The sequence below is a fragment of the Rhodovulum kholense genome, assembly GCF_003053725.1.
Taxonomy (GTDB): domain Bacteria; phylum Pseudomonadota; class Alphaproteobacteria; order Rhodobacterales; family Rhodobacteraceae; genus Rhodovulum; species Rhodovulum kholense.
The window spans coordinates 1-24,280 of record NZ_QAYC01000022.1 but is presented as its reverse complement, the minus strand read 5'-3'; the positions used below and the strand labels follow the sequence as shown (position 1 = coordinate 24,280).

At 68.0% G+C, this 24,280-nt stretch carries 25 protein-coding genes and 1 pseudogene; 7 read left to right on the top strand and 19 right to left on the bottom strand.

All coding sequences use genetic code 11. The features are described 5' to 3' along the window. Positions 1-4 precede the first annotated feature (4 nt). The 7 genes from C8N38_RS19095 to C8N38_RS19065 are packed head-to-tail and all read right to left on the bottom strand — an operon-like array spanning position 5 to position 6,055. On the bottom strand, positions 5-793 hold the full coding sequence (locus tag C8N38_RS19095) for an ABC transporter permease (protein ID WP_108028728.1): 789 nt from the start codon (positions 791-793) through the stop codon (positions 5-7). Beyond that, the gene (locus tag C8N38_RS19090) at positions 790-1,515 is read right to left on the bottom strand and encodes an ABC transporter ATP-binding protein (RefSeq protein WP_108028727.1); all 726 of its coding nucleotides are present in this window, start codon (positions 1,513-1,515) and stop codon (positions 790-792) included. Before C8N38_RS19090 ends, C8N38_RS19095 begins: the two co-directional genes overlap by 4 nt. A gap of 5 nt (positions 1,516-1,520) precedes the next feature. After that, on the bottom strand, positions 1,521-2,114 hold the full coding sequence (locus C8N38_RS19085) for an ABC transporter ATP-binding protein (RefSeq protein ID WP_108028726.1): 594 nt from the start codon (positions 2,112-2,114) through the stop codon (positions 1,521-1,523). Next, a complete protein-coding gene (locus C8N38_RS19080; protein ID WP_108028725.1) occupies positions 2,111-2,860 on the bottom strand; it encodes an ABC transporter permease in 750 nt (249 codons plus the stop codon). The genes C8N38_RS19085 and C8N38_RS19080 overlap by 4 nt, the downstream gene beginning before the upstream one ends. A gap of 6 nt (positions 2,861-2,866) precedes the next feature. After that, positions 2,867-3,835, bottom strand: a complete 969-nt coding sequence (locus tag C8N38_RS19075; protein ID WP_108028724.1) for an ABC transporter substrate-binding protein — start codon at positions 3,833-3,835, stop codon at positions 2,867-2,869. A gap of 35 nt (positions 3,836-3,870) precedes the next feature. Further along, the gene (locus C8N38_RS19070) at positions 3,871-4,860 is read right to left on the bottom strand and encodes a YVTN family beta-propeller repeat protein (protein ID WP_245895809.1); all 990 of its coding nucleotides are present in this window, start codon (positions 4,858-4,860) and stop codon (positions 3,871-3,873) included. Between the two features lie 10 nt (positions 4,861-4,870). Beyond that, positions 4,871-6,055: an ABC transporter substrate-binding protein gene (locus C8N38_RS19065; RefSeq protein ID WP_108028722.1), complete on the bottom strand. Its 1,185-nt coding sequence runs from the start codon at positions 6,053-6,055 to the stop codon at positions 4,871-4,873. A gap of 124 nt (positions 6,056-6,179) precedes the next feature. Between C8N38_RS19065 and C8N38_RS19060 the strand changes: the two genes are divergently transcribed. The 4 genes from C8N38_RS19060 (at position 6,180) to C8N38_RS19045 (ending at position 8,987) form a co-directional block, all read left to right on the top strand. After that, positions 6,180-6,704 carry a DUF3280 domain-containing protein gene (locus C8N38_RS19060; protein ID WP_108028721.1) on the top strand — a complete coding sequence of 175 codons (525 nt, stop codon included), beginning with the start codon at positions 6,180-6,182 and terminating at the stop codon, positions 6,702-6,704. 69 nt (positions 6,705-6,773) lie between these two features. Continuing rightward, positions 6,774-7,259: an SRPBCC family protein gene (locus C8N38_RS19055; protein ID WP_215731180.1), complete on the top strand. Its 486-nt coding sequence runs from the start codon at positions 6,774-6,776 to the stop codon at positions 7,257-7,259. After that, positions 7,228-8,181 (top strand): YncE family protein, encoded by a 954-nt coding sequence (locus tag C8N38_RS19050; RefSeq protein WP_108028720.1) that lies wholly within the window; start codon positions 7,228-7,230, stop codon positions 8,179-8,181. The genes C8N38_RS19055 and C8N38_RS19050 overlap by 32 nt, the downstream gene beginning before the upstream one ends. Further along, complete coding sequence (locus C8N38_RS19045) at positions 8,181-8,987, top strand: quinoprotein dehydrogenase-associated SoxYZ-like carrier (RefSeq protein ID WP_108028719.1); 807 nt, start codon at positions 8,181-8,183, stop codon at positions 8,985-8,987. The genes C8N38_RS19050 and C8N38_RS19045 overlap by 1 nt, the downstream gene beginning before the upstream one ends. 9 nt (positions 8,988-8,996) lie before the next feature. On the opposite strand, the gene C8N38_RS19040 is transcribed toward C8N38_RS19045, so the two are convergent. The 6 genes from C8N38_RS19040 to C8N38_RS19015 all read right to left on the bottom strand — a co-directional run bounded on the left by C8N38_RS19040 (position 8,997) and on the right by C8N38_RS19015 (position 15,070). Then, entirely contained in the window at positions 8,997-9,548 is a 552-nt protein-coding gene (locus C8N38_RS19040; RefSeq protein WP_108028718.1) for a PQQ-dependent catabolism-associated CXXCW motif protein, read from the bottom strand. Further along, entirely contained in the window at positions 9,545-10,387 is an 843-nt protein-coding gene (locus C8N38_RS19035) for a substrate-binding domain-containing protein (protein WP_108028717.1), read from the bottom strand. The genes C8N38_RS19040 and C8N38_RS19035 overlap by 4 nt, the downstream gene beginning before the upstream one ends. Further along, complete coding sequence (locus C8N38_RS19030; RefSeq protein WP_425440062.1) at positions 10,371-10,892, bottom strand: c-type cytochrome, methanol metabolism-related; 522 nt, start codon at positions 10,890-10,892, stop codon at positions 10,371-10,373. The genes C8N38_RS19035 and C8N38_RS19030 overlap by 17 nt, the downstream gene beginning before the upstream one ends. Before the next feature lie 96 nt (positions 10,893-10,988). Beyond that, the gene (gene xoxF5, locus C8N38_RS19025) at positions 10,989-12,791 is read right to left on the bottom strand and encodes a lanthanide-dependent methanol dehydrogenase XoxF5 (RefSeq protein WP_108028715.1); all 1,803 of its coding nucleotides are present in this window, start codon (positions 12,789-12,791) and stop codon (positions 10,989-10,991) included. Positions 12,792-13,109: 318 nt separating this feature from the next. Continuing rightward, positions 13,110-13,946 carry an S-formylglutathione hydrolase gene (gene fghA, locus C8N38_RS19020; RefSeq protein ID WP_108028714.1) on the bottom strand — a complete coding sequence of 279 codons (837 nt, stop codon included), beginning with the start codon at positions 13,944-13,946 and terminating at the stop codon, positions 13,110-13,112. 11 nt (positions 13,947-13,957) lie between these two features. Continuing rightward, entirely contained in the window at positions 13,958-15,070 is a 1,113-nt protein-coding gene (locus tag C8N38_RS19015; protein WP_108028713.1) for an S-(hydroxymethyl)glutathione dehydrogenase/class III alcohol dehydrogenase, read from the bottom strand. Between the two features lie 151 nt (positions 15,071-15,221). On the opposite strand from C8N38_RS19015, the gene C8N38_RS19010 reads away from it, so the two are divergent. Further along, entirely contained in the window at positions 15,222-15,857 is a 636-nt protein-coding gene (locus C8N38_RS19010; protein ID WP_108028712.1) for a hypothetical protein, read from the top strand. Here C8N38_RS19010 and C8N38_RS19005 read toward each other — a convergent pair. Beyond that, complete coding sequence (locus C8N38_RS19005) at positions 15,835-16,869, bottom strand: quinoprotein relay system zinc metallohydrolase 2 (RefSeq protein ID WP_108028711.1); 1,035 nt, start codon at positions 16,867-16,869, stop codon at positions 15,835-15,837. The two genes, C8N38_RS19010 and C8N38_RS19005, sit on opposite strands and share 23 nt — an antisense overlap. Before the next feature lie 140 nt (positions 16,870-17,009). On the opposite strand from C8N38_RS19005, the gene C8N38_RS19000 reads away from it, so the two are divergent. Further along, complete coding sequence (locus C8N38_RS19000; RefSeq protein WP_245895808.1) at positions 17,010-17,825, top strand: quinoprotein dehydrogenase-associated SoxYZ-like carrier; 816 nt, start codon at positions 17,010-17,012, stop codon at positions 17,823-17,825. A gap of 124 nt (positions 17,826-17,949) precedes the next feature. Here C8N38_RS19000 and C8N38_RS18995 read toward each other — a convergent pair whose 3' ends face one another. From C8N38_RS18995 to C8N38_RS18975, 5 genes are read right to left on the bottom strand one after another with little or no spacing between them, the layout of a single operon-like run. Continuing rightward, positions 17,950-18,312, bottom strand: a complete 363-nt coding sequence (locus C8N38_RS18995) for a hypothetical protein (RefSeq protein ID WP_108028710.1) — start codon at positions 18,310-18,312, stop codon at positions 17,950-17,952. Continuing rightward, positions 18,309-18,989: a hypothetical protein gene (locus tag C8N38_RS18990; protein WP_245895807.1), complete on the bottom strand. Its 681-nt coding sequence runs from the start codon at positions 18,987-18,989 to the stop codon at positions 18,309-18,311. The genes C8N38_RS18995 and C8N38_RS18990 overlap by 4 nt, the downstream gene beginning before the upstream one ends. 47 nt (positions 18,990-19,036) lie before the next feature. Beyond that, the gene (locus tag C8N38_RS18985; protein WP_108028709.1) at positions 19,037-21,283 is read right to left on the bottom strand and encodes an ATP-binding response regulator; all 2,247 of its coding nucleotides are present in this window, start codon (positions 21,281-21,283) and stop codon (positions 19,037-19,039) included. Further along, positions 21,280-22,395 (bottom strand): FIST N-terminal domain-containing protein, encoded by a 1,116-nt coding sequence (locus C8N38_RS18980; RefSeq protein WP_245895806.1) that lies wholly within the window; start codon positions 22,393-22,395, stop codon positions 21,280-21,282. The genes C8N38_RS18985 and C8N38_RS18980 overlap by 4 nt, the downstream gene beginning before the upstream one ends. Positions 22,396-22,453: 58 nt before the next feature. Beyond that, positions 22,454-23,170, bottom strand: coding sequence for a response regulator (locus C8N38_RS18975; RefSeq protein ID WP_342750315.1), 717 nt, complete (start codon positions 23,168-23,170; stop codon positions 22,454-22,456). A gap of 141 nt (positions 23,171-23,311) precedes the next feature. On the opposite strand from C8N38_RS18975, the pseudogene C8N38_RS18970 reads away from it, so the two are divergent. After that, positions 23,312-23,754: pseudogene (locus C8N38_RS18970) on the top strand (transposase family protein); the annotation flags it as partial. Positions 23,755-24,280: the final 526 nt, after the last annotated feature.

The following is a 24,280-nucleotide window of genomic DNA, read 5'->3' as shown; positions in this document are numbered from 1 at the left end:
CGCCTCAGTCCCGCCCGGGGCGGCTGCGCGCCGGGTCGTAGCCCCAAAGCGCCAGCAGGAAGAAGACGAGAAAGCCCGAGGCCACCCAAAGCAGCGCCCAGCCATTCAGACTTTCGTAGAGGGCAAACCGGATCAACTCGACCGCATGGGTAAAGGGGTTCAGCGCGCAGATGTCGCGCAGAAGCCGCGAGCTTTCGGCCATCTTCCACAGCGGATAAAGCGCGGTCGACAGGAAGAACATCGGGAAGATGACGAAGTTCATCACGCCCGCGAAGTTTTCCAGCTGGCGCACCGTCGACGAGATGAAAAGCCCCAGCGCGCCCAGCATCAGCCCGCTGAGAACAAGCGCCGGAAAGGCCCAGAGATAGCCCAGGGGCGGTAGCACGATGCCGAAACCGGCGGCGATGGCCAGAAAGGCATAGACCTGCAGGATCGACACCGCGACGCCCGCCGTCAGCTTGCAGAACAGCAGCCACCAGCGCGGCAGGGGCGAGGTCATCAAAAGCCGCATCGACCCCATCTCGCGGTCGTAGACAAGCGACAGCGAGGATTGCATCCCGTTGAAAAGCTGGATCATCCCGCAAAGACCCGGAACGATGTAGACCTCGTAGGTGATATAGGTCTGATAGGGCGGGATGATCGACAGGCCCAGCGCCGCGCGAAACCCGGCGGCAAAGACCACCAGCCAGACCAGAGGCCGCACCAGCGCCGACAGGAACCGCCCACGCTGATGCAGAAAGCGCAACGCCTCGCGCCCGACGATGGCCCTGAGCGCAGAAAACCAGCCGCTCATGCCCCGCCCCCCTCGGCGGTCATCGCCAGAAACGCCTCGGCCAGACCCGCGGGCCCCGCGATGTCCGAGGCCTGGGCCTGCCGCAGCACGCGGCCCCGATGCAGCACGACGACATCGTCCCCGGGCGCGATCTCGTCGACCAGATGGGTGGCCCACAGCACGCTCAGCCCGTCCTCGGCCAGATCGTGGACATGGGCGGTGATCGCCTTGCGGCTCATCGCATCGAGCCCCACCGTCGGCTCGTCCAGCAGCAGAAGGTCGGGTTCATGCACCAGCGCGCGCGCGATCTCCATCCGCCGCCGGTGCCCGCCATTGAGCGCGCGGGCCTTCTCGCCCGCCCGCTCGCGCATCGCCAGCCGGTCGAGCGCGGCGTCGATCCGGATCGCGGCCTCGCGCCCCGACAGCCCGTGCAGCGCCGCGAAATAGCGCATGTTGCGCGCGACCGTGAGGTCGAGATCCAGCGTCGGCTGCTGGAACACCACCCCGATCCGGGCCAGCGCCTGACGCGGCGCGCGGGCGATGTCATGGCCCGCGATCTCGATCCGGCCGGTGCGGGTGACCAGAAGCCGGGTCATCAGCCCGAACAGCGTCGACTTGCCCGCCCCGTTCGGCCCCAGCAGCGCGCAGAACCGCCCCGGCGCGACCGAAAAGGACACATCGTCCAGCGCCTGCCGCGCCCCGTAGGAGAGGCTCACATTCTCTAGCCGCAGCGCCTCGGCCATCGCACTCACCGCCGCAGCACGGCCGGCTGGCCGTCAAGGACGTGAATGCGCGAGGCCAGCCGCTCGGCCTCGGCCCGGGCATGGGTGACCAGAAGCGTCGCGGGCCGCGCCTCGGCGATCAGCCGTTCGGTCAGGGCCAGCATCGCTTCGGCGGTCTCGGGGTCGAGCGAGGCGAAGGGTTCGTCCAGCACCAGCGCTTGCGGTTGCCCCGCAAAGGCCCGCGCCAGCGCCAGCCGCCTTTGCTGGCCCAGCGACAGCTGCCCCGGATAGGCCCGCCCCTTGTCTGTCAGACCGACGCGCGCCAGCATGTCCTGCGCCGCGGCCCGGCTCAGGCCCGGATGCACCAGCCGCAGGTTCTGAAGCGCCGTCCGCCAGGGCAGGAGGGTCGGCTCCTGAAACACCATGGCGATGCGCCCGGGGCGCTCGACCCGGCCCTCGAAATCGGAATCGAGCCCGGCCACGATCCGCAAAAGCGTTGACTTGCCGATCCCCGAAGGCCCCAGCAGCGCGACGGTCTCGCCCGCCGCGATCTGCAGGTCGATCCGGCCCAGAACCTCGGCCGGACCGAAGCGTTTCGACAGAAGATGCAGACGGATCATGCCGCGCGCCAGCGCCGGATGCGGCGTTCCCAGGGTTGCAGGAACAGCCATTCGACCGCCAGCATCACCGCCACGAAAGAAAGCGCGTAGACCAGCACCCTGGTCACGTCGAAGAGCTGGAAATACAGGTGGATCTGAAACCCAATCCCGTCCGAGCGGCCGAGAAACTCGACCACCAGAACGATTTTCCAGATCACCGCGATGCCCGACCGTGCCGCCGCCACCATGAAGGGCGCCAGCTGCGGCAACACCACATGGCGGAGCCGTGCCAGAGGCGGCATCCGGTAGACCTGCGCCATGGCGTCGAGATCGCGCGACAGCGCCCGCGCGCCCTCGCGGATCACCGTCGTCACCTGCGGGATCTTGTTCAGCGTCACCGCGACGATCGCCGCGGTCTCGGTCAGCCCGATCCAGAGGTAGCACAGCACGATCAGGACCAGCGCAGGCAGGTTCAGGAACACCACCAGCCACGGATCGAGCCAGCGGTCGAGCCGGGGCAGCCGCCCCATCGCCAGCCCCAGCGCAACCCCGCCCCCCATCGCCAGACAGAAGGCCCAGGCCACCCGGGTCAGCGTCCGGCCCAGATGATAGGGCAGCTCGCCCGACCGGATCGCTTGGCCGAAGGGCTCGGCCAGCGCCCAGGGAAAGGGCAGGATCTGCGGGTCGGCCGTCAGCGCGGCCGCCCCCGCCCAAAGCGCGAGAAGCCCCAGGATCGAGACAAGGGGCACGACGATCCGGTCCGGCATCGCGGGTCACTCGACCACGGCGAAGGTGCCCTCGGGCAGCGTCGTCGCCTCCCCCACCAGATCGGCGCCGCCAAGCTCGGCCATCAGCCGCAGCAGCCGGTCTGCGGCCTCGGGCGCAACATTGCCGGGCGCGGGAACGCCTGCGCGCCAGTCCGCGCGCAACGCCTCGAATTCGGCGTCGGTCCCGGCGTTCATCAGCGGCCGGATCTCGTCCCAGGCGGCATCGTCGGTCGCCAGCAGGTCCTTGGCATCGCGCGAGGCCGCATAAAGCGCGCGGTCGATCCCGGGATGGGCGGCGACGAAGCCCTCGTCCAGCACATAGGCCAGAAGCGGCGTGCCCGGATCGAGCCCCAGCGCGGCCGAGGCCTCCGACACCGAAACCAGTTCGCGCATGCCCCCCGCGCGCATCTTGGCGAGGAAATGCCAGAAGTTGATGGCGCCCTGCAGCTCGCCCGACATCCCGGCCTTGAAGATCAGCGGCGGCGCGCCGAAGACCTGTTCTGTCCGGGCCGCCAGATCCATGCCGTATTCGGCCTGCGCATAGGCGCGCAGGATCAGCCAGGACTTGTCCAAAGGCCCGCCTGCGATGCCGATCTTGCCGCCCGCCAGATCGGCCAGCGTTTCGGCATCGCTGTCCGCAGGCACCACCAGCCCGCCCACCGCTGTGGAATAGGGGATCGCCACATAGGGTCGGCCCGCGGCGCGCTGACGCGCGACCCAGATCCAGTCGGCGACCATGGTTTCGGCCGCGCCGCCCTCGAAGGCGACCCGGGTCGCGCCATTGTCGGCATAGGGCGCCAGCACCAGCTCGAAGCCATGCGCCCGGTCGAAGCCATGGGCCTTGATCGTCTCAAGCTCCCAGGTCACGGTGCCGATCTTCAGCACCGCCGCGCGCAGCTGCGGCAGATCCTCGGCCCGGGCCGGTCCCAGCAGCGCCAGAACCGCCAGCGCCGCGCCGGTCAGTCGTTTCAGCATCGTTCTCCTCCCTCTCGCTGCGCGTTTCCACATGCTCAGTCGGGGGTTCCGTCCGGGGTCACCGCCACGCCCCAGGGCTGCTGGCCCACCTGGATCGAGCGCACCGCCTTCTGGCGCGCCACGTCGATGACGGTGACATCGTTGGAATTGCCGTTGGTGGTGATCAGGAAAGCCTCGTCGGGGGTGAAGGCCATCTGCCAGACCCGCTGGCCCACCAGGATGTAATCGACCACCTCGTCGGTCGCCGCGTCGATCACCGCAACCCGGTTGGCGGGGCCCAACGCCACGAAGACCCATTTGCCGTCCGAGGTCACGCGGATGCCCACCGGCTGCAGCCATTCGGGCAGCACGCCCGGCACGTCGAAGCGGATGGTATCGACCAGCGCGGGCGTGCCGTCCTCGGCGATGTCGATCACGCTGACCGTGCCGCCGATCTCGGCGCTGACATATAGCTTGCGGCCGTCGGCGGTGTATTCGGCATAACGCGGGCGCTGATCGACCAGGATATTGTGGTGGATCTGGTAATCCTCGGTCGAGATGAAATGGGCCATGTTGGTCGTTTCCGAGGTGTTGACCACGACCCGCCCGTCGGGGCTGATCGCCATGCCCTCGGGCTCGACCCCCACGGGGATCTCGGCCAGCACGGCATGGGTTTCGGTATCGACCACGGTCACCAGGTTGTCGTCCTCGTTGGCGATGTAAAGCGGGTTGCCGCTGTGGTTCAGCACGAACAGCTCGGGGTCGGGGCCCGAGGGCAGGGTATAAAGCTCGTCATGGGTGGCGGTGTCGAAGACCCGCACCGTGTCATCGTCCGAGGCGCAGACGTACAATTTGGTGCCGTCCGGGCTGATAGTGATGCCGCGCGGGCGGTTGCCGGCGGCGAATTCGTCGATGACCTGCCAGCTGTCGCTGTCGATCACCGTGACGGTGTTGCCCTTCTCGTTCGAGACGAAGACCTTGTTGGCCTCGGCGCCGGTTGCCCCCAGCGCCAGCGCCAGCGCCAGCGCGATCGGTATCGCTCTCATGTCCATCCCCCTATCTGAATGCCGCACAGGTCGATTCCGGCGCATCGAGCCCCAGCGTATCAAGCGGCGAGCGCTGGTGCAGAAAGCCCTCTTGCGGCGAGACGCTGACATTGATCCGCCCGTCATACAGAAGGATCGGCTGGCGCAGCTGGCCGTTCCAGTCGCGAAACGTCACCTTCTGGCCCTTGAAGGCGGCCAGTTCGAACCCCGGGCCCAGCATGTAGTCGCGCAGTGCGACCGGATCGGCGCTGTCGGTCCGCGTCACGGCCTCGCCCACGACCCGCAGCGCCAGCCAGACCTGATAATCCTCCTCGCGGACCTGACGGCCGGTGAGCGCCTCGAAGCGGCGCTGGAACTGCGTCGCGCCCCAGGCCTCGGTGGCGGCGTGAAAACTGACAGGGCGCAGCCCCGCCGCGCCCATCACCGGGCGCGGGTCCCACATGTGAAACGGCAGATAGGGCGCGAAAACGTCCGAGGCATCGGCCGCGATCACCAGATCGTAGTCCCTCATCCCCTCGGAAAAGACCGGGATCTGGCGCTGCACCAGGACATGGCCGGTATCGGTGCGCCGCCCGCCGCCGGTATCCTCGAAGACCCGCTCCTCGACGATCTTTGCACCGAATTTCGCGGCCGCCCGGCGATAGGCCTCGGCCATCGCGCGGTCCTCGGGATGCGAGCCCGAGATCAGCGCCCAGCGCGTCCACTTCTTCCAGATCGCGAATTCGGCCACCGCATCGGCCAGCATCGCCTCGCTCGGCGCCACATGCAGCAGATTGGCCCGGCAATCGGCATCGCGCAGCCGTGTCTCGCGCGCGCCCGCATTCAGCACCAAGGCCCCGTCCCCGGCCCGGTCGGCCAACGCCAGCAGATCGTCGGCCTGCCCCAGCACCACGAACAGCCGAAGGCCCTCGCCCAGCATCCGGTCGAGCGCGGCCAGGGCCGCGTCCGGCACAACCGCTTCTGTTTCAGTGATATAGGCATGGCCGAGAAACCGGCCGGTGGTGGCGTTGTCCTCGTCGGCAAGCCGCCCCCCGGCAAAGCCGAGGTCGCGGGGCCATGCTTCAAGGCGCGAGATCGGCGCCAGCTGCGGCCGGTCGACACGGATCACGCCCACCCGGACCTCAAGTGCAAAGGCACCGCCCGCGGACAGGACCGCAAGCGCCGCCGCAAGCAGCAGGCAGATCGGGCGCAGCATGGGTATCCTCCCGGTCGGGCCTCTTGGCGGGCCCCGCAGCCCGACTGTGGCAGACGATCCCGGCCGGGGGAAACCGATACTAAAGGCGCATTGAAGCGGTTCCGGCCCTTCCTAAGCTGGGACGATGCTGCGCCACCTCGCCCTGACCATCCTGCTTGCCGCCCTGCCCTTCGGCGCAGCGCATGCCGGGGCACCCGAGGCGCCGCCGCTCGACCGCAAGGGGCCCGTGGCCTTTCTGGGGCTGGCCTTCCTCGATACCTCGACCGAGGGCGCCTATTTCGGCGCTCGCGAGGACGAAACGGCCCGGCTCGCCCTGCTGCGGGACGAGGTCGCGCGCCGCTTCCGCTCCGAGGGCTTCACCCTGATGGACCTGCCCCCGGTCGCCGCCGAGCTGGAGGCCACGGTCAACCCGGCGAAATGCTATGGCTGCGATCTGCGGATGGGGCGGAAGCTGGGCGCCGCCTATGTGCTGGAGGGCGAGGTCCAGAAGGTCTCGAACCTGATCCTGTCGATGAATCTTGTGCTGCTGGAGCTGCCCGAGGGCCGGATGGTCCGGGGCCGGTCGGTCGATATCCGGTCGAACACCGACGAGTCCTGGCTGCGCGGCATCCGCTACATTCTGGACAACCACTATTTCGGGAAAGAGTGAGGGAGGAAACTCGTGACATCCATCGCAAGACGCGCGGCCCTGGCGGGCCTTGTCGCCCTGATACCCGCCATGGCACTGGCCCATGGGCCGACGCGCCAGAAGATCACCCTGACGACAGACCTGGCCGCCCCGCCCGAAGAGGTCTGGGCCGCCATCGGCAATTTCCAGGACATGAGTTGGCATCCGGCTGTCGCCACCACCGACGGCGAGGGCGGCAATGCCATCGACGCGACCCGCGTTCTGCATCTGGGCACGGCCGACGGGCCGACGATCTCGGAGGTGCTTTACAAGTACGACGCCACCAAGATGAGCTATTCCTACCGGATCACCGACGTGAAGGTCGAGGTTCTGCCGGTCACCAACTATTCCTCGCATCTGACGGTCAAGCCGCGCGAGGGCGGCGGGTCCGAGGTCGAATGGCGCGGTGCCTTCTACCGCGGCTATCCCAACAACGACCCGCCGCCCGAGCTGAACGACGAGGCCGCCATCGCCGCCGTCTCGGCGGTCTATCAGGCGGGGCTCGATGCGCTGGTCGCGCGGTTTGGCGCGCCCTAGGCCCCTTGCCGCCCTTGCGGCCCTGCTGGCCCTCGCCGTCCCGGCCGCGGCGGAGGATCTGGCCTATGTCACGGTGCAGAACGGCAACGGGCTGTCGATCCTCGATCTCGCGGCCGGGACCGAACGCGCCCGGATCGACGTGCCCGGCAAGCCAGCCGGGGTGGCCGTGGCGCCCGGCGCGGTCTTCGTCGTCTCGCCCGAGGGCAAGACGCTGCGCCGGTTCGATCCGGCGGGCGCCGAGACCGGGCGGCTTGCGCTCGAGGGCGGGCCGATGGGCGTTGCCGTGGCGGGCGGACGGGTTTTCGTGTCGGACTGGTACAATGCCCGGATCTGGGCGGTCGACGGGGCCGCGATGACGGTCGCGACCGAGCTTGTCACGGGCAGCGCGCCCGCCGGGCTTGCGGTCTCGCCCGACGGGCGCTGGCTTGCCTCGGCCGACCGCGATGCCGACCAGGTCTCGGTCTTCGATCTGGCGACACTGGGGCTTCACGCCCGTATCCCGGTCGGCAGCCGCCCCTTCGGGCTGGGCTTTGCCCCCGACGGGCGGCTTTTCGCCGGCAATGTCGGCTCGGACGATGTCAGCGTCCTCGACCCCGAAGCGGGCAAGGTCCTCGCGACGCTGCCGGTCGGCGCCCGCCCCTATGGGGTGGCCTTCGCGGCCGGGCGCGCCTTCGTCACCAACCAGTATGCCGATACGGTCAGCGTCATCGACCTTGCCACGCTGGCGCCCCTGGCCGAAATCGCGGTCGGCGAATACCCCGAGGGCATCGACAGCACGGGCGACGGCCGCACCGTCGTCGTGGCCAACTGGTTTTCCAACAGCGTCAGCCTGATCGACGCCGAAACCCTGACCGCCACCGGCGAGATCGAAACCGGCGACGGCCCCCGCGCCTTCGGGCGCTTTGTCGCAAAGGCTCCCTGATGCGCCCGATCCTGCTGTGCCTTCTGCTGGCCGCGGCGCCCGTCCCGGCCCAGACCGCCGAGACCGCTTGGGATGCCATCGCGCCGATGCTGCTGGAGGGTCGCACGCCCCTGCCCGCGGGCGAGGCGATCCGGATCGCCAGCCCCTACCGCACCGAGAACGACGCCCGCACCGTGATCGGGATCGAGGCCGAAGCCCCGGGCGGGCGGCTGATCGCACGCGTCACGGTCGTTCTTGACGAGAACCCGATGCCGGTCTCGGCGGTGCTGGAGCTGGCCCGGCCCGAACCCCGGCTGGCCTTCGACGTCACCTTCCGCATCAACGGACCGACACCCCTGCATGTGCTGGCCGAAACCGCCGATGGCGAGGTCTATCTGGCCGAAGGCTTCGTCAAGACCTCGGGCCAAGGCGCCTGCGCCGCGCCGCCCGGCACCGACCCCGAGGCAGCGCTGGCCCGGCTGGGCGAGATGAGCCTCGAGATGACGCCCCTTGGCGCCGCCGGGCGGCTGGCCGCGCTCGCCCATGCCGGGCCGGAGGCGCGGCTGGGGATCGGCATACGCCATCCGAGCCTCTCGGGGCTGCAACGCGATCAGGTGACGCTTCTGTTCATTCCGATGCGCTACGTCGAACGGCTGGAGGTCGAACTTGACGGCCAGCCTTACGCTGCGCTCACCGGATCGATCTCGCTGTCGGAAAACCCCGAGATCGGGCTGAACGTCCCCGCGGGCACCCGGCACGCCGAGGCGACCATGACCGATACCGAGGGCACGATCACCCATGCGGGGAAAGATTTCCCGGGCTATTGAGGGGGGCGGTCACTGCGTGACGGGCTCGCCCGGCGCAGCGGTCAGCGCCTCGACCGGGTAATCCATGAAGGTCCAGCCATCGGAGCCCTCGGGAAACCAGATCACTTGGGTATGGCCGTAGGATTGCGCCCGTTTCGCGGCGTTCCAGCTCATCCAGCAGGCGTCGAGACAGAAGAAGACCAGCGGCCGGGCGCTGTCGCCGCCGGTGGCCGCGCGCAGCCCGTCGCGAAACCAGGTCTCGGTCACCGGGGCGATGGCGCCATAGCCGGCATTCGGAAACCAGACCGCGCCGGGGATCGAGAGCCGCGGGCGGTCGCGCCAGAACGCGCCTTCGGGCAGGTTCGCGGGCCGGGGCGCGCGCGGCAGCACATCGACGAAGACCGCCTCGCCCGAGGCCCAAAGCGCATGCGCCTCTTCGGGGCCAACCACACGGGCGCCTTGCAGCGTGTCGGGCACCGGCGCGCGGTAGTCGTCCATCCTGTAGCCGGACGGTTCCCGCACGCCTGCCAGCGCGGGCAGGGCCAGCGCAGCCAGCAGGACAGCGGCCGCGCCGCGTCTCACTGGCTTGCGTCCAGAACCGCCGTTCCCATGTCGTTGAGAAGCGGCACCCCGGCCTCGCGCAGGATCGCGTCGATCTCGCCCTGATTGCGGCGGATCAGCGAATTCAGCTTGCGCTGCCAGACCTTCTCGCCGGGGCGGACGCCCATGGTGATGCGGTAGACCATCCGGGGCGGCAGCTCTTCATGGATCAGCGGCACCGCCTTCAGCCCGGGATAGCCCGCCTTGACCAGAGGCCCGCCGATCGGTCCCCAGAGGATCGCCGCCGCCGTCTCGCCCGATGCAAGATCGTTCAGCATGTCCTCGGCGGGGGATTCATAGCGCCGGTCGACCATCAGCGGATAGGAATGCGCACTGCCGATCAGCCCGGCGCGCGCCAGATGGGTGGCGGGCGGGCTGCCCGCGACGATGCCGATCCGGCGGCCCTGCAGCGCGGGGTCAGACAGCGTCTCGACCCCGGCCAGCGGCCCCGCGCGCGGCACCACCAGCACATAGGACGAGGTCAGGTAATGGTTGGTGTTCAGCACCATCTCGTCGCCCTGGGCATAGCCCATCACGACATCGCAACGATTGGCCCGAAGCGTGTTGCGGATGAACCCGGTCGCCATCGGATACCAGGTGTAGTCCACCGGCAGCCCCAGCTCGCGGGCGAAGAGGTCGGCCAGCCGGTTTTCGTAGCCTTCGCCCTGATCGTCCGACACCGGCAGATTGGCCGGATCGGCGCAAACCCGGAACGCGGTCTTCGAGACCAGGTCCGAGGTTTGCGCCTGCCCGGCGCCCGCCAGGGAGCAAAGCAGGGCCGCGCAGGACGCTGCCGCGAAAATGTCAGCCCATGCAGGCATTCACGTCCTCGGCGATGACATCGGATTTCGCCTCTTTCTTGGCCGGTCGGCCGCGCGGGATCGCGCCGTCGCCGCGCGCCTTGAGATAGACGTAGATGTCGTCGAGATAGCACATCACGTTCTTGTTGTGCCCGAAGGAGGGCATCACCTTCTGATGCGAGACATCGACATTCTCGCGCCCGTTCGAGACGGTATACACGAAATCGTAATAATCCATCTGCTCGACCGCATCCTTCAGCGGCGGCGCATAGGTCGAGCCCATGCCGTCGGGGCCATGGCAGACATGGCATTCCGAATGGTAGCGCCGGAAGCCCGAATAGGTCATCCAGTCGACCGTGCCGTCGGCCGCCACCTTGTAGGTGGGAATCCCGTCTGCGGTGAAATAGCGGCCGTTCTCTTCGGTGACGGCGGCACTGTCGCCGCGGGCCTCCTGCGCCGCATTGTCGGTCGCGGCGCCCGCACTGGCGATCCCGGTCACAAGGCCCGCGAGAAGCAGGCGTTTCATCTTCGTCATCTTCGCACCCTGTTCTGTTATCGTCGGGACCGGCGCGCCCGAAGCGCATGCATGGCAGCGCCGGTCCCTGTGGCAAGCGCTGCCGGATCAATCCGGCAGGGTGAACACGGTCAGCTGGCCGCCAAGTGCGGTGTAGTCGCTGAGCGCCGCATAGCCGCCCACCGCGCCGAGCCCGTCATTGGGGTTGGTCAGCCCCGCCGCGAGCCCGATCCCGGCCCAGCCGCCGACCCCCGACAGCACCGCGACATACTGCTTGCCGCCATGTTCATAGCTCATCACGTTGCCGATGATGCCCGAGGGCGTCTTGAAGCGGTAAAGCTCTTCGCCGGTATCGGCCCGGACCGCCTTCAGATAGCCTTCGAGCGTGCCGTAGAAGACGATGTCGCCCGCCGTGGCCATCGCCCCCGACCAGACCGAGAACTGTTCCGGGATCGACCACTTGATCTCGCCCTTGATGTTGTCCCAGGCGATGAAGTTGCCCATGCCGCCATGGCTGTCGGGTGCGGGATACATCGACAGCGTGGCGCCGACATAGGGCTGGCCGGCGGTGTAGCTGACGCGGAACGGTTCGTAATCCATGCAGACATGGTTGGTCGGCACGTAGAAGAGCCCGGTCTTGGGCGAATAGGACGAGGGCTGCTGGTCCTTGGTGCCCAGCGCCGCCGGGCAGATGCCGGTGGTGTTCTCGTCCTCGCCGTTCTGCGAGGTCGAATATTCCGCCACCACGGCCGGGCGGCCATAGGTGTCGGAATTCGGGTCCATGTCGACGCCGGTGGTCCAGTTCACCGCCGGATCGTATTTCTCGGCCACCAGCAACTCGCCGCTTTCGCGGTCAAGCGTGTAGGCCAGGCCGTTCCGGTCGAAATGGGTCAGCAGCTTGCGCATCTGCCCGTCGATTTCCTGATCGGTCAGGATCATCTCGTTGACGCCGTCGAAGTCCCATTCGTCATGCGGCGTCATCTGATAGACCCATTTCGCCATTCCGGTATCGGGATCGCGGGCCATGATGGTCATCGACCAGCGGTTGTCGCCCGGGCGCTGGCTGGGGTTCCAGGTCGAGGGGTTGCCGGTGCCGTAATAGACGAGGTTCAGCTCGGGGTCGTAGGAATACCAGCCCCAGGTGGTGCCGCCGCCGATCTTCCACTGGTCGCCTTCCCAGGTCGCGGTGCCGGAATCGACGCCGACCGGCTTGCCCAGCATGGTGGTCTTCTCGGGGTCCATCAGTGTGTCGCTGTCCGGGCCCATCGAATAGGCACGCCATTCCCGCTCGCCGGTTTCCAGGTTATAGGCCGTGACCGAGCCGCGAACCCCGAACTCGCCGCCCGAGATGCCGACCAGTACCTTGTTCTTGACCGGCAGCACCGTGGCGGTGTTGGTCTCGCCCTTCTCGGGATCGCCGTTCTTGACCGACCACAGAACCTCGCCGGTATTGGCGTCGAGCGCCACGACGGTGGTATCGGCCTGATGCAGGATGATCTTGCCGTCGGCAAAGGCCACGCCGCGGTTGACGGTATCGCAGCACATCACCGGAATGACGCTGGTATCCTGCTTGGGCTCGTAGCGCCACTTGATGCGGCCATTGTCGTTCAGATCAAGCGCATAGACGATGTTGGGGAAGGGCGTATGCACGTACATCGTGTCGCCGATCACCAGCGGCGAGCCCTCATGGCCGCGCAGGACCCCGGTCGAGAAGGTCCAGGCCACCTTCAGATCGCCCACGTTGTCGGCGTTGATCTGATCGAGCTCGGAATAGCGGTGGTTCGAGTAGTCCCCCATCTGGATCGCCCATTGGGTCGGGTCGTCCATCATCTGCTGCAGCGCTTCGTTGGCCAGCGCCGCCGTCCCCGTCGAGAGGGCGATCACAGACGTCAAGGCGTAGATCGTTCTCATGTTCAACTCCCTTGCGTTGGTCTTGTCCTTGTTCCGGCCTCGGCCGCGTGACGGGCTCAGCGTCCTGGCGTTTCGAAACCGGAATGCGCGGCGATCGGGTGTCTTGGTCCTCCCTCCGACGCCACGTTCGGAAATGTCAGGCGTTGCCCTCCTCTGCTGAAATGGTCCGGGACCGGCGCCGCCGCCGGGTCAGGGCGGCTGCGGGTCCGTCATCGACGGCGACGGCGGCGAGAGAGGCAGGCCGACCAGAGCCGGGGGCCGCGCGCCGTCCCGTGCTGCGATCCCCTCCTGTCATGGCCGGTTCCTCCCTCTGGTCCGTCAGCTTTGCGGCCGGTGCAGCCGGTCGGCATGCCAGGCGACATGCTCGCCTGCGAAACTGGCGACGAAATAGTAACTGTGGTCATAGCCCGGCTGCATCCGGACGAGCCCCGCCTGCCGGCGGCGGGCCAGAACGCCCGCCAGCGCCTCGGGGCGCAGCAGATCGAGAAACTGGTCGCCCGCGCCCTGGTCGATCAGGATGGCGTCCTTCCAGCCGTATTCCTCAAGAAGAATGCTCGAATCGTAGCATGCCCAGGCGGATTCGTCATCGCCGAGATAGGCGCTCAACTGCTTGCGGCCCCAGTCGGACTGGGTCGGATTGGCGATCGGCGCGAAGGCCGAAACCGAGTCGAACCGGTCCTGGTTGCGCAGCGCCAGCGTCAGCGCGCCATGCCCGCCCATCGAATGCCCGGTAATCCCGTGGCGGTCGGCCAGCGGGAACTGGTCCATCACCAGATCGCGCAATTCGGTCAGCACATAATCGTACATCCGGTAATGCGTGGCCCAGGGCGCGCGGGTGGCGTTCACGTAGAATCCCGCGCCCTGGCCCAGATCGTAGGCCTCGTCATCGGCGACACCGTCGCCGCGCGGCGAGGTGTCGGGGAAGACCACGGCCAGACCATGGGCGGCGGCATGTTCCTGAAAGCCGCCCTTGGTCATCGCGTTCTCATGGGTGCAGGTCAGCCCCGACAGATACCACAGCACCGGCACCGGGCCGATCCCGCTCTGGGGCGGCAGGTAGACCGCGAAGGTCATGTCGGTGCCGCAGACCTCGGACGGGTGGGTGCAGACCATCTGCACCCCGTCGAAGCATCTGTTCTGGGTGACCACATCCATCCCGAGCGGCCTCAGTACAGGACCACGCTGCGGATGCTCTCGCCCGAATGCATCAGGTCGAAGCCCTTGTTGATCTCGTCGAGGCTGAGCGTGTGGGTAATCAGCGGGTCGATCTCGATCTTGCCCTGCATGTACCACTCGACGATCTTCGGCACGTCGGTGCGGCCGCGCGCGCCGCCGAAGGCGGTGCCCTTCCACGTGCGCCCGGTGACCAGCTGGAACGGCCGGGTCGAGATTTCGGCCCCCGCCGGCGCCACGCCGATGATGATCGACTCGCCCCAGCCCTTGTGGGCGCATTCCAGGGCGGTGCGCATCACCTTGACGTTGCCGGTGCAGTCGAAGCTGTAATCGGCCCCGCCCTTGGTGAGGTTCACGAGATAGGGCACCAGATCGCCCTCGACCTCGGAGGGGTTGACGAAATCGGTCATCCCGAAGCGTTCGGCCATGGCCTTCTTCGAGGGGTTCAGATCGACCCCCACGATCTGGTCGGCGCCGATCATCCGCAGGCCCTGGATCACGTTCAGCCCGATCCCGCCCAGCCCGAAGACCACCGCCCGGCAGCCGGGTTCGGCCTTGGCGGTGTTGACGACCGCGCCGACGCCGGTGGTCACGCCGCAGCCGATATAGCAGACCTTGTCGAAGGGCGCATCCTCGCGGATCTTCGCCACCGCGATCTCGGGCAGCACGGTGTAGTTCGAGAAGGTCGAACAGCCCATGTAATGCAGGATCGGGTCGCCATCGAGCGTGCGAAAGCGCGAGGTGCCGTCGGGCATCAGCCCCTGGCCCTGGGTCGTGCGGATCGACTGACAGAGATTGGTCTTGGGATTGAGGCAATAGTCGCATTCGCGGCATTCGGGCGTGTAAAGCGGGATCACGTGATCGCCCGGCTTGACGCTTTTCACGCCGGGGCCGACCTCGACCACCACGCCCGCGCCCTCATGGCCGAGGATCGCCGGGAAAAGCCCCTCCGGGTCGGCGCCCGAAAGGGTGAATTCGTCGGTATGGCAGATGCCGGTCGCCTTGATCTCGACCAGGACCTCGCCCTCGCGGGGGCCGTCCAGTTCGACCTCGGTCACTTCAAGCGGCTTGCCCGCCTGAAAGGCCACGGCGGCACGGGTTCTCATGGGATAGTTCCTCCGGAGACGGTTCTTAGAATTCTCTTATGTTACGAGTATGAAAGCCCCCCCTTCCACCGGCAATTGCGACCTTGGTTGGTATGCGACCCGGTGGACAGGCGACGCGGGTCCGATAAAGTTCCTCACGGGAGGATCTGACATGCGGACCATTGCGACGATGGCGGTGGCGCTGTGCGCGCTGGCAGGCACGCTGCCCGCGGCGGCGGCCGATTTCTCGGACCCGACCTGGCCCTGCATCCAGCGCAAGGTCGACCGGCTTTCGCCGGGCCTGATGTGGCCCGAACCGATCGACCCCGAGGGGCTCGCCGCCCTCGACCCCGACACCCGCTCGGCCGTGACCGATCTTGCCGCCCGGCTCGCGCTCCGGCGGCTCTCGCTTGAAGACCTCGGCCCCCGGGTCGCCGATTTCGCAGCCGCGCAGGCGGCCGGGCCCGACCTTATGGGGCTTTTGTTCCAGGCCAGCTTCGACCGGCTCGCCGCCCAGCGCCGCACCATCATGAAGGGGATCCAATCCTACGCGCTGAAACAGACCGCCCTTGCCGAACGGATCGACGCGGCGCGCGCCGAGATGGACGCAGCGATGGAGGCCGACCCGCCGGACTACGACCGCGCCGACAGTCTCGAGGAACAGATCGCCTGGGACGAACGCATCTATACCGACCGGCAGAAATCGCTGACTTATGTCTGCGAAACGCCGGTGCTGCTGGAAAAGCGGCTTTATGCCATCGCGCAGATGCTGCAGGCGGCTGCGGTCACTCCCACTCCATCTCGGTGAAGGCCACCGTGGCATTCCGGGGGTTGAAGGCGTCGAACAGGCGCCAGTGCCCGCGTTCTTCCCCGGCGATGTGGCCGATCGCGTCGCCCAACCGTTCGCCTGTCGCGACCGCCGCCCGCGCATCCCGCGCCAGAACCTCCAGATAGCGCGCGGTCGCGGCCCCGCCCGCGGGCCAGGGCAGCACCGGCCCGCCATGGCCGGGCACGACGAAGGCGGCGCCGTCCTGCCCCATCTCCTCCAGCACCGCGGCCCAGCCCCGCACCGTGCCGTCGAGCGCGGGCAGATGATCGTCGAAGACCAGATCGCCCGCGAAAAGGATGCCGCTTGCGCTGTCGAGAACGGTGAGGTCGGTGCCGCTATGGGCGGGCGGCCAGGCCCGAAGCCGCAACACCCGCCCGCCAAGGTCGATCTCGGCCTCGCCGGAAACCGCGCGGTCGACCGGCGGCGGGGCGGTGCCGATCAGCGCGGCAGACCCGATCAGCCGGCCGAGACTCTCGAGATACCCCGCCTGCCGGTCGGCCAGCGCGCGCGCCAGCCCCTGATGGGCCACCACCTCGGCCCCGGCCTCGGTCAGCGCCGTGGCCCCGAAGACGTGATCGGGATGCACATGGGTCAGGATCACATGGCTGACCAGCAGCGCGGTCCGCGCTCGGATCGCCCGCCAGGCCGCCTCGCCGATCCAACGCGCCGATCCGCTGTCGATCACCGCAACCGAGCGCGTGCCGATCACCACCGCGATATTGGAAATGTCGCCAAGGTTGTCCCCATCGGCCTCGGCCACCTGACCGCGATGCACCAGCACCCCCGGCGCGATCTCGTCGAAGGCCAGCGCGGGCCCCGCCTCCCGGCAGCGCGGCGGCCCCTCCGCCACAAGCCCCGGAAACGCCCCGGGCGCTGACGCCAGCGCCGCGCGGCACTCCTTGTCCCCGGCCGCCCAGATCCCGGGCAGCACCACCTCGCGGCAGACCTCGCGCGACAGCGCCAGACACAACGTCATGACCGCCTCGAACATGCCCCCTCCCTGCCGATGGGCCTCCGGCACCGACCCTGCCCGATCCCGCAACCGTGATCGACACCGACCATTGGCCGATGGGCAGAACCCTGCCGCTATGGCATCCTCAACGGCATCTCATGCGGAAAAGGGAGGTTCCCATGAAGACCGTCATCGCCACGGCGCTGGCCGCGCTGGCCGCCATGCCCGCAGCCGCCGAAGACAGCCTCCGCGCCAACCCGCTGACCGCAAGCCCGGTCTGGGACGAGATCCGGCCGCAGATCCTCGGCCAGGACGCGCCCCTCGCCCAGGGTCCCGCGCCCTTCGAGATCGAGGCGCCCTACCGCGCCGAAGACGCCGCCACCGTCCCGATCCGGATCCGCCAGACCGACCCCGAGGCGCATATCTCCCGCGCCCGCCTGGTGATCGACGAAAACCCGATGCCGCTGGCCGCCGACATCGTCTTCGGCCCGGCCATGGCGCCGCTCGATCTCGAGCTTCGGGCGCGCGTCAACCAGTATTCCAACGTCCGGGTGATCGCCGATACCGAAACCGGCCTCTTCATGGACGGCCGCTTCGTCAAGGCCTCGGGGGGCTGCTCGGCCCCGGCCAGCAAGAGCCCCGATCTGGCGCTGGCCGATATCGGCCGGATGCGGCTCAAACCCTTCGCCGACACAGCCCCCGCGCTTTCAACGCCCCGGCGCGAGACCCAGATCATGATCCGCCACCCGAACTATTCCGGCCTGCAACGCGATCAGGTGACCCAGCTCTTCATCCCGCCGCTCTATCTCGACCGGATCGAGGTGCGTCAGGGCGACGAGCTTCTGTTCCGCGTCGAGGGCGGCATCTCGATCAGCGAAAACCCGGTCTTCCGCTTCTCCTATTCCGATAATGGCGCCGCCAGCCTGCATGTCCGGGCCGAGGATACCGACGGCCATGTCTTCGAACAGGACCTGCCCAAAGACGGCCAGATCTGATCCCCCGTCTTCTTCTTGGCCCCAATACCCCCGCCGGAGGCGCCGCGCGCCTCGCGCGCGGCCCGGCCCAACGCCGGACAAGCGGGGCGAAGCCCCGTGCAGGCCGGGGGCGGGAGCCCCGCCCTCACTCGAAACAGACGATCTCGGCCTCGGCCTGGGCGCGGCGCAACTCGGCCACGAAGGCCCGGGCCGAAGGCGCGGTCCGGAACATCGACATCCGCTCGCCCCCCACCTGCTGCAGCGACAGCACGGTCTCGGCCTCGACATAGTCCTCGTAAGGCAGGATCGAGGCGATGGTGTCGATCGAACAGGCGCATTTCTGCAGCACGTCGCGCCCCTGCCCGTTTACCGCCATGCAGGCAAAGACGTAATCGGCCCGGACTGCGGTCGGATAGTCGTTAAGCGCGGCCGCCACATCCTCGGCCGCCACCGACCCGGCCGCCCCGGTGCCCAGCGCTGCCGCAAGAAGAAACACAGCCCGCCTCATCGCGCGGGCTCCGCGGCCGGCACGCTCAGGGTCAGCCGCGCGGCATAAACCTCGCCCGAGGGTCCAGGGGCCGTCGCAGAAAGGCTGCGATACCAGCCCGGCACCGCCTCCGACACCGTCACCGCGATCTCCATATCGGCGAAGGCCCCCATCCGGGCGCGCGCCGGGTCGTCCTCGAACGGATGCAGCACCACCACCTCGGCGGCCACCTCGCCCGCGCCCCAGGACACTTGCACCGCGCGCCGCTCGGCCGGACGCATCAGCGCCTCCTTCAGGCGGTTGCGGATATAGAACGGGCTGCCGCCCATGGTCCGGGCCATGTCGCGCACCACGCTCTCGACGAAATACATCGCGACCGGGTTGCCGACCCTGGCCGGAAAGCTGCCGATGGCGCGAAACCGCTCGCCCTGAACCAGCCGCAGATCGGCCGTATCGGGCGATCCGGGCGGAAAGATCAGTCGCACCTCTCCGGTCTCGGCCGCCTCCTCGTCCGGCAGGGCCTCGTTCTGCAAGGACCGCTGGTAGACCAGCCCCGCGTCGCGGGACGCCCCGTCAAGCGTGCCGGTCCGGAAGATCAGGTCATAGGCCTCGCCGGGCGCCGTATCGGCCGCGGATACCGCGCTTGCGGCCCCCGCCAGCAAAAGCCCGGCCAGAAGACCCACCATCCTGCTGCGCATCGCCTGTCCTCCCTTTGCCACCGAGCCTACCCACGCGGCCCTGCCTGTCACGCCAGACTTTCGTCGGCCATGACCGGAGCGCCCTCCCGCAGGGTCCGGCCGATCAGCGGCCGGAGCCGCACCAGATCGACGGGCTTTCTCAGCACCGCAAAGCCCCGGTCCGCCCCGATCCGCGGCAGGTCCTCGCTGGCATCGGCGGTGATCATGATCGCCGGAACTCGCACGCCCGCGGCGCGGCGCAGCGCGTCGATGGCCAGGACGCCATTATCCTCGCCGTCGAGCTGATAGTCGGCCAGGATCAGGTCGGGGGCCATGCCGATCTCGGCCACGAGGCCCAGCGCCTCGGCGGTCGAGCGCGCGGCCAGCACCCCCGCCCCCCAGGATTCGAGCGCGCGCGTCATGGCGAAAAGCACATCGCTGTCATTCTCCACCGCCAGAACGATCAGCCCGTCGATCCCGCCGCCCGCGCCGCCTGCCCGCTCGTCGCAGCCCGTCCGGCAGACCTCCTCGGGCGGGTCCACCCGGTCAAGTGCGATCGAGAAGACCGATCCCACCCCGGGTGCAGACCGGACGCTCAGATCATGGCCCAGATGCCGACAGGTCCGCTCGACGATGGACAGGCCCAGCCCCATGCCCGAGCCCGGCAGCGCGTTGCCCGCCCGGGTGAATTCCTCAAAAATCCGCGCCTGATCCTCGCTGGAAATGCCGATCCCGGTATCCCAGACCTGCAAAAGCGCCCGGCCGCGACGGCGGCGGCAGCCGACCAGAACCCGGCCGGTCTCGGTATACTGGATCGCGTTCACCAGGAGGTTCTGCAGCGACCGCATCAGGAATTGCGGATCGCTCTCGACCCAGAGCGCGGCCGGGATCACATCGAGCCGGATGCCCTTTTCGGCCGCGACCATCGCGTAATCCTCGCCCAGAGCCCGCATCATCGGCCCCAGACAGACCGGCCCCGGCGTCAGCGCCGCCCCGGTGCTTTCCAGCCGCGACAGATCCAGCAGCGCCCGCAGAAGCGACTCCATCGAGGCAAACGAGCCCTGCAACCGCTCGACCATCGGCTCTAACCCGCTGCCGCGCGCGGTGTCGCGCAGTGTCGAGATCATCAGCTTGGCGGCATTGACCGGTTGCAACAGATCGTGACTCGCGGCGGCAAGGAACCGCGTCTTGGAACTCATCGCGGCTTCGAGTTCTGCCTTGGCCTGACGCAGTTCTTCCTCGACCCGGGTCTGCGCCGCATGCTGGTCGCGCAGCCGCCGGTTGGCCTCGGTCAGCTCGTAGGTGCGTTCCTCGACCCGCTTTTCCAGCACCTCGGTCGCCCGCGATTCCAGCGTCACATCCGAGATGTCGGCCAGAAAGCCCCGATCGGGCAAGAGATGCACATGCAGGTCCAGCACCCGGCCGCTGGCGTGGCGCAGGCGCCGGCGCAACTGCCCCTCGGCCCGCAGCCGCGTCAGCCAGAGGTCGATATCGGCGATGTCGGCCTCGGCGACCAGGCGGTTCTCCTTCACGTGGCGCAGAATCTGGCTGAAGGTCGTGCCGTCCTGCACCAGTGTGTAGGGCAGCGCCAGAAGCTCGCGGAACCGGCCGTTCCGGATCGTGACCTCGCCCGTTCGCGAAAAGGTGCAGATCCCCAGCGTCATGTGATCGAAGGCGGCCTGAAGGTAATGCGCCTGCATGTCGATCAGCAGATCCTTTTCCATCCGGTTCTTGCGGACGATGTCGGTAATCTCGGTCTGGGTCAGGATCAGGTTGTCCGACCGGGTGCGCTGCCGCGCGATCTGGAACCAGCGGTCGCCCTGCAATTCCAGCACGAAGGTCAGGCTCGCGCCCTCGGCGGTGCGCCGGGTGATGGCCTCGGCCAGGTCGCGGCAGGCGCGGTCGGGATCGGCCAGCGCCCGGCTTGACTGCACCGCGCGGAAATAGTCCTCGACCGTCAGACCGGGCAGGATCCGGGCAGAGATATCGGGCAGGATGAACCTGAAAAGGTCGTTGCAAACCTGCAACCGCCCCTCGTGGAACAGCGCGAACCCGCCCTCCATCGCGTCAAGCGCCTCGCTCAGCCTGAGGCGCGTCTCTTCGCGGTCGACCCGGGCGCGCTCGAGCTCGGTCGAGGTCCGTTCCAGATCGCGCGTCTTGGCCCAGACCTGCCCTTGCAGCGCGACGGCCGACTGGAAGAGACCGTAGGCGCTGCCGGTCATGTCGTGCTGGCGGTTGCTGCGCCGGATCAAAGCGTCGATGATGCGCGCCTGCCGGGCGATGATGACGTTTGGCGGCGCGTCCGGGTCGATCATGCCAAACCCCGGGTGCGCGGCTCGAAGAAGGCGACGCCCACGAAGGTCTGGTTCACATGCACCCCGCAATGCTGTTCGCCATAGGTGTTGAAGCCCAGCACCCGGTGGCGGCGCAGAATCTCGGAGGCCGGCGCGGTCAGCTGTTTCTGACCGATCTCGAGTTTTCGCAGGAAGCAGTCGAAGCCCAGGATGAACTCCGGCCCCCGTCCCGCCGCATCGGTCACGGCAAGTTCGTCTTCAAGCGTCCGCAGGATCTCGCGCCCGCGTCCGAGCGTCAGCAAGAGCCCGTCATCGATTGCCGACAGGAAGGACAGCGCGCCGGTCTCGGTCACCTTCTGGATCGCCCGGACATGGTAGATCGAATTGTTGCGCACCAGCACCGGATGTTCCGCAAAGACCTGCGGGCTGAGCGCCTCGACCGGGGAGCCGACCAGCCGGGCGTATTCCTCGGCCGCGGGCGCACCGTTCAGTTCCAGCACCAGCCGTTCCTCGGGCACGGCCTCGGTCACCACCATCAGGTGCTCGGTCGGAAGAAAATGGTCGAAGCCGAGGCCACGGAACTCCAGATCGGTCTCGATCAGCACCAGCAGGGCGGCATCGCGGTGCAGCGCCCCGTCCTGCAGGATCGCGGTTTCCCGGAACCGCAGCGCATCGGCGGCCGACCCGCCGAAGACCGGCACGTCCTCAAGCCCCGCCGCCAGCGCGGCGACCAGCAGGTCTTCCTGCTTGGACAGGCCGTCGGCGAAGATCAGCGCCAGTCGGTTCCACCGTGCGCTATGGGCAAATTGGGCGGCCAGACGGCGGGCCTCGGTCGAGACCTCCTCGATCGAAAACGGCGAGAGTGGCCGGATCAGTCGCGTGGCACAGCGGAAATGGGCGCGCGGAAAGGCCAGCAGCAGCAGCGCGTCGTCCTCATAGCCCTCGGGCGTGATCTGCCCGGCCGAGCTGCATCCGAAAACGGGCAGGCCCGGCAATTGCTGCGCCAGAGCCTCGGCCAGCGACGCGCATGCCAGCCGGTCGGGAATGAAGGCCAGCACGAAGCGCGCCTGGGTCCGGTCGATCTGCGCTGCCGCCTCGGACGCGGCACGCGCCGGGTCGGCCGACCGCGACAAGCCGACGCCGGGGGTCCCGGGACCGGGGTCCGGCCGCGGCGCGGCGCCATCCCGGACGCTACTGGCTGAGGAAGGACCGCGCATCGGCCTCCGAGAACCCCGCCCCGACATCGACCGTGGCGCTTTCGATCAGCACAGCCGCCTGGGTCCGGTTCTGCACCCCAAGCCGTCGCAACAGCGCCGTGATATGCGCCTTGACGGTGGCCTCGGCCAACGAAAGCTCATAGGCAATCTGCTTGTTGGGCTTGCCCGCGCAGATCAGCCGCATGATACGGGCCTGCTGCGGCGTCAGTTCGGCAATGCGGCGGCCAATTTCCTGCGCGCTGGCAGCCCGCGGCGCGCGCGCCGCCGACCTGCAGGCGCGGCGATAGGCCAGCGGCAGATACCGGTTGCCGGCGCGGATCTCGGCCAGGGCCAGTCTGAGATCGTCAATCGAGGCATCCTTGGGCACGAAACCGGCCGCACCACCGTCCATCAGCGCCGTCACCACCTCGACCGAGGTCAGCGCCGAAATCACCAGAATCGGCACCTGCGGCAGTCGCTCGCGCAGCCGGGCAAAGCCACTGATCCCCGCGACATCTGGCAGCTTGAGATCAAGCATCACAAGGTCCGGCAGAAACCCGGAGCCTAGCGTCCCCAATCCCTCGGCGAGCGTCGTGGCCGTCTGGATCTCGGCATCGGGAAAAGCATGTCGAAGGGCGACGGCCAATGCATCGGAATAGAGCGGGTGATCGTCAACGACCAGAACGGACTCTATGGCCGTCACCGCCGGCATAACCGGTTCATGGCTCATTGGTCTTTCCTCCCTGCCCGGACGCTACCAAATCGCGCAACGGGAAGGCAACGGTTTCGGGTCAGGGTGCTTTGATTTCGGTCGCGCAGCATGACCTCACGACTCCGATAACGGAGAGGTGACATGAGCGATCTCTTCTGGCTGACCGACGCGCAGATGGCACGTCTGCCCGTTTCTTTCTGAAGTCTCATGGTGAGCCGCAGGTCGACGGCAGGCGCGTATTGATTGGGGTTTTCTTCACCAACCGCAATGACTTACGCTGGCGAGATGCTCTTTCTGCCAATGGTCCACACAGTTGAAAAGGACCGTGGTCGCGGTGGGGCCGCGCAAGCCTTGGAAACGCTTAACAGCCGCTGGAAGCGATGGAGCGAAAAAAGGACCTTCGCACGGATGATGGGAGGGCTGGCGGCGGAACACGGCGAAGAGAAGACCGTGATGCTCGACGCGACAGACCTCAAGGCCCATCGAACGGCGACCAGCACGGCCGCCCAAAAGGGGAGCGTGGTCGCCTGATCGGACGAACCAAAGGCGGGATGAACACCAAGCCGCACGCCATCTGCGACAGTCAGCGATCCGGCAGCCCTCGAAGCTGGACCTCAAGTTCATCCTCGAAATCGCTTGCTGCCCCTGTGCGGCCAATGCACCGGGCATTTCGATGCCCTCGGCCGTATCCGAGCCATGGCCCCGGATCCTAGAACGCGACGTCCGGTCCGCGGACCGCCAGACATGCCATATGGCCAGTCCACCGTCCGTGTCATGAGAGCACGGCGGCGAAACCGGAAATTCTCTTTCGGAATCAAGTCCCGGCCGTCCGCTGCCTTACCCGCAGATTGCGGGATGCGCTTCACTGGCCTGCCGCGGGGTCGGCCGCACCGGCCGAATGGCAGCCTGCGTGATGCTGCCGGTATCCACAGCATGCTGTCGGCGTCGGACAAAGGCACGCATCGTCGGGCGCGCCGGCCCCGCCTTTCGAGACGTGCAGCGGAGACTTCCGCCGCGGCGTTCGCCACGGCTGGCGGGCGGCCCGGGCCAAGGTCATGGCGCCACCGCTCCAGGCTGGGTCGCCGTCAGGTCGGTCCTGTTTCGGGGCTT

Coding starts and splice junctions, on each gene's coding strand:
- C8N38_RS19090 (WP_108028727.1), bottom strand. CDS start 1,515: ATGGCCGAGGCGCTGCGGCTAGAGAATGTGAGCCTCTCCTACGGGGCG.
- C8N38_RS19075 (WP_108028724.1), bottom strand. CDS start 3,835: ATGCTGAAACGACTGACCGGCGCGGCGCTGGCGGTTCTGGCGCTGCTG.
- C8N38_RS19010 (WP_108028712.1), top strand. CDS start 15,222: ATGCGGACCATTGCGACGATGGCGGTGGCGCTGTGCGCGCTGGCAGGC.
- C8N38_RS18995 (WP_108028710.1), bottom strand. CDS start 18,312: ATGAGGCGGGCTGTGTTTCTTCTTGCGGCAGCGCTGGGCACCGGGGCG.
- C8N38_RS18990 (WP_245895807.1), bottom strand. CDS start 18,989: ATGCGCAGCAGGATGGTGGGTCTTCTGGCCGGGCTTTTGCTGGCGGGG.
- C8N38_RS19050 (WP_108028720.1), top strand. CDS start 7,228: ATGCGCTGGTCGCGCGGTTTGGCGCGCCCTAGGCCCCTTGCCGCCCTT.
- C8N38_RS18975 (WP_342750315.1), bottom strand. CDS start 23,170: ATGCCGGCGGTGACGGCCATAGAGTCCGTTCTGGTCGTTGACGATCAC.
- C8N38_RS19005 (WP_108028711.1), bottom strand. CDS start 16,869: ATGTTCGAGGCGGTCATGACGTTGTGTCTGGCGCTGTCGCGCGAGGTC.
- C8N38_RS19070 (WP_245895809.1), bottom strand. CDS start 4,860: ATGAGAGCGATACCGATCGCGCTGGCGCTGGCGCTGGCGCTGGGGGCA.
- C8N38_RS19000 (WP_245895808.1), top strand. CDS start 17,010: ATGAAGACCGTCATCGCCACGGCGCTGGCCGCGCTGGCCGCCATGCCC.
- C8N38_RS19035 (WP_108028717.1), bottom strand. CDS start 10,387: ATGCCTGCATGGGCTGACATTTTCGCGGCAGCGTCCTGCGCGGCCCTG.
- C8N38_RS19030 (WP_425440062.1), bottom strand. CDS start 10,892: ATGAAACGCCTGCTTCTCGCGGGCCTTGTGACCGGGATCGCCAGTGCG.
- C8N38_RS19065 (WP_108028722.1), bottom strand. CDS start 6,055: ATGCTGCGCCCGATCTGCCTGCTGCTTGCGGCGGCGCTTGCGGTCCTG.
- fghA (WP_108028714.1), bottom strand. CDS start 13,946: ATGGATGTGGTCACCCAGAACAGATGCTTCGACGGGGTGCAGATGGTC.
- C8N38_RS18985 (WP_108028709.1), bottom strand. CDS start 21,283: ATGATCGACCCGGACGCGCCGCCAAACGTCATCATCGCCCGGCAGGCG.
- C8N38_RS19060 (WP_108028721.1), top strand. CDS start 6,180: ATGCTGCGCCACCTCGCCCTGACCATCCTGCTTGCCGCCCTGCCCTTC.
- C8N38_RS19085 (WP_108028726.1), bottom strand. CDS start 2,114: ATGATCCGTCTGCATCTTCTGTCGAAACGCTTCGGTCCGGCCGAGGTT.
- C8N38_RS19045 (WP_108028719.1), top strand. CDS start 8,181: ATGCGCCCGATCCTGCTGTGCCTTCTGCTGGCCGCGGCGCCCGTCCCG.
- xoxF5 (WP_108028715.1), bottom strand. CDS start 12,791: ATGAGAACGATCTACGCCTTGACGTCTGTGATCGCCCTCTCGACGGGG.
- C8N38_RS19055 (WP_215731180.1), top strand. CDS start 6,774: ATGGCACTGGCCCATGGGCCGACGCGCCAGAAGATCACCCTGACGACA.
- C8N38_RS19080 (WP_108028725.1), bottom strand. CDS start 2,860: ATGCCGGACCGGATCGTCGTGCCCCTTGTCTCGATCCTGGGGCTTCTC.
- C8N38_RS19015 (WP_108028713.1), bottom strand. CDS start 15,070: ATGAGAACCCGTGCCGCCGTGGCCTTTCAGGCGGGCAAGCCGCTTGAA.
- C8N38_RS19095 (WP_108028728.1), bottom strand. CDS start 793: ATGAGCGGCTGGTTTTCTGCGCTCAGGGCCATCGTCGGGCGCGAGGCG.